At 53.2% G+C, this 2,301-nt stretch carries 2 protein-coding genes and 1 pseudogene; 1 reads left to right on the plus strand and 2 read right to left on the minus strand.

All coding sequences use genetic code 11. From position 1 onward, the window contains the following. The coding region (locus P0D80_RS49610) for a hypothetical protein (protein WP_408295933.1) at positions 1-504 on the minus strand (504 nt) is incomplete at its 3' end. 93 nt (positions 505-597) lie between these two features. On the opposite strand from P0D80_RS49610, the gene P0D80_RS49615 reads away from it, so the two are divergent. Then, on the plus strand, positions 598-1,362 hold the full coding sequence (locus P0D80_RS49615; RefSeq protein ID WP_408295936.1) for a PH domain-containing protein: 765 nt from the start codon (positions 598-600) through the stop codon (positions 1,360-1,362). 353 nt (positions 1,363-1,715) lie between these two features. Here the strand turns inward: P0D80_RS49615 and P0D80_RS49620 are convergent. Further along, positions 1,716-2,108, minus strand: a pseudogene (locus tag P0D80_RS49620) (transposase); the annotation flags it as partial. Between the last annotated feature and the right edge of the window lie 193 nt (positions 2,109-2,301).

Here is a 2,301-nt window from a genome sequence, read left to right on the forward strand (position 1 = left end):
AGTGTTCACTGCAGATGAACCATCCCGAAATGTGAGGCAATAGAAGATGCCGTGCTCGCCATTCTGGGGAAAATCATCGTTGCAGTTCGATAGTGGAAAATCTGCACAGCCGTCTTCGACCTTACCTGAATGAACGGAAAAACCGTCAGCCAGAAAGTCATCGGCCTCCTGCAGTTTTATCTCAACCACAAGCCATTCATGCGCAATCAGCATGAACGGCTGAAGAATAAACAGTGGCGGAGGCAATGACCGGAAAACCCATTTGCCTTGGCTGGAAATGCTCGGCTTCGCCTGTTTCAAGCAGCGAGCGGCCTGACGCAATTTCTGATTCAAGGAACAAGAATTGGCCCGCATACCTTCTATGCCGGGGCCGGATTTCGCACGTCTACTGTTCACTAGAACGCGGGTCTTTTGAACCATACCGTTTTTTGGACATACCTCACGAAAATTTGCGAAATCCGCCGCAGATTCGCGAATGCGCGTTAACGCGAGCAAGAGCATCATGCGGATGGATCCAAATGGGCTTCGCAAGCTTCGGGGAAGAGCCGGGGTGTGCCTCCCGGCCTGATATGTCAATCATTAGCGGATACCGATATCATGTCATCGTTAGTAACTCGAAATACCATCTCTAGGGCTTTCTCGCTTGATATGCGGGAGGGCATTAGCTCCGCAAATGTCGCTGCGCGAGGGGGGGCATTCGGAAGTGCTGGCGGAGCTAAGGACTTGATTTTATCGATGCTTACCTTAGGGATTTACAGTTTTGTAAAGTCGTCTATCATTGATCAGAAGAGAGCGGCTCTCGAAGAGGCTTTGAAGCAACTCTGTGAAAAAATCGCGGCACATCCGGCTGCAAATTCGCATACTGTGGAGGTTGATGGCAAAACGATAGAATTTAAACAAGACCTCTGGCTCGGGATGAATGTGGTGAATATTAGTTTAGTTGAAAAAGGCCATAGGAGTGAACTGGGCAACGTGACTGGTGAGAGTCTTTGGAGTTTTAAAACTATTCTAGCTTCGCAACTTGGCATGGATATTTCGTCACCGCATACGGGAAGTAAAGATGTGCGTAACGCTATAGCAGATAACCTTGATCGGTTGGCTTCTGTAAATGGCTTTGAATCGAGAGCGGGTAGCAAAGTTTTCTTTTCAGAGCGTCGGGATTTTGTCTCGCTTGAAACGTTTGGGGATAATGCTGACGCAGAGTGGTGTTTGCTTCGTCGCGAGCATGGCGTGTACGATTTGATTATGTACGAATCCGCAGAAAATTTATTACAGTATCGGCTGCCGCACCCATTGACACGAAAGAATATCGAGGAAGGGCAGATTATCCGAGGAACAGATATGCTGCAGCATCTTTCGTAACACGCGCGCGTTGAGGGTTTTGGTCCATTCCATTGGGTTTGTTCGGAAGACCAAGCGCGACCAGGACACGTCTGATGGCGCAAGGGAAGGCGTGGGAGTAAAATCTATGGCCCGCCCCAGATTTGCAACTCCTAGTGCTTGGGGTCAGGTTGGCTTGCTCAAATCTATCCGGCGTCGTTGGTCTGGGCCGAGCCTTGCGCCATGATGAAGTTCGCGCCTGCAGCCCCCATAAAGTCGTGCGGCTTCAAGAGCCTCATTACTTCCCGGGGTTTTCCGCAGGCCGGTGTGCCGTTCCTGTCATCAGTGTCAGGCGTCGCAAAAGCAGAAGTGGTTGACGAATTTATTCGAGACGTTCAGGCCGGCGAGGCCGTAGGCCCGCAGTTGAAGCTCGTGTGTCGGGCGACGATCGCCCATGCGAGTCGGGCCAGCTTGTTGGCCACCGCGCACGCCACGACGTTCGAGTGGCACCGGCTGGCAAGCGCGCGGGCCCACTCCGCGAGGCGACCGGTTCGCCTGTCCAGGAAGCGCATGTATGCCCGGGCACACTGCACGAGAAGACTTCGGATGTGACTGTCGCTACGTCGACTGATCCCGAGAAGATTGGATTTGCCGCCAGTGCTGTACTGACGGGGGACAAGTCCAATCGATGCCGCGAAGTCGCGACCGCATCTGAACTGTGTGCCGTCGCCGATCACGGCAAGCACGCTCGCCGTGATCGGCCCGACGCCGGGAATGCCCATCAGTCTTGGGGTGCGGCGAAGTTGCTGGACTGATTTATGCCGCGGCCGTGTAGCCCTCCATTCGATGAAGGCGGAATTAGCTGCTCACTTTACCGCCGTCTTCATACCCGACCTCTGGAGTTCAATCGATAGTTGGCCCAAAGCTCCGTCGGAACGAAAACATCGAGAATCACTAACCGCACCAACGCCAACCACGCGG

It is taken from the genome of Paraburkholderia sp. RL17-373-BIF-A (assembly GCF_046030175.1).
Lineage (GTDB): Bacteria > Pseudomonadota > Gammaproteobacteria > Burkholderiales > Burkholderiaceae > Paraburkholderia.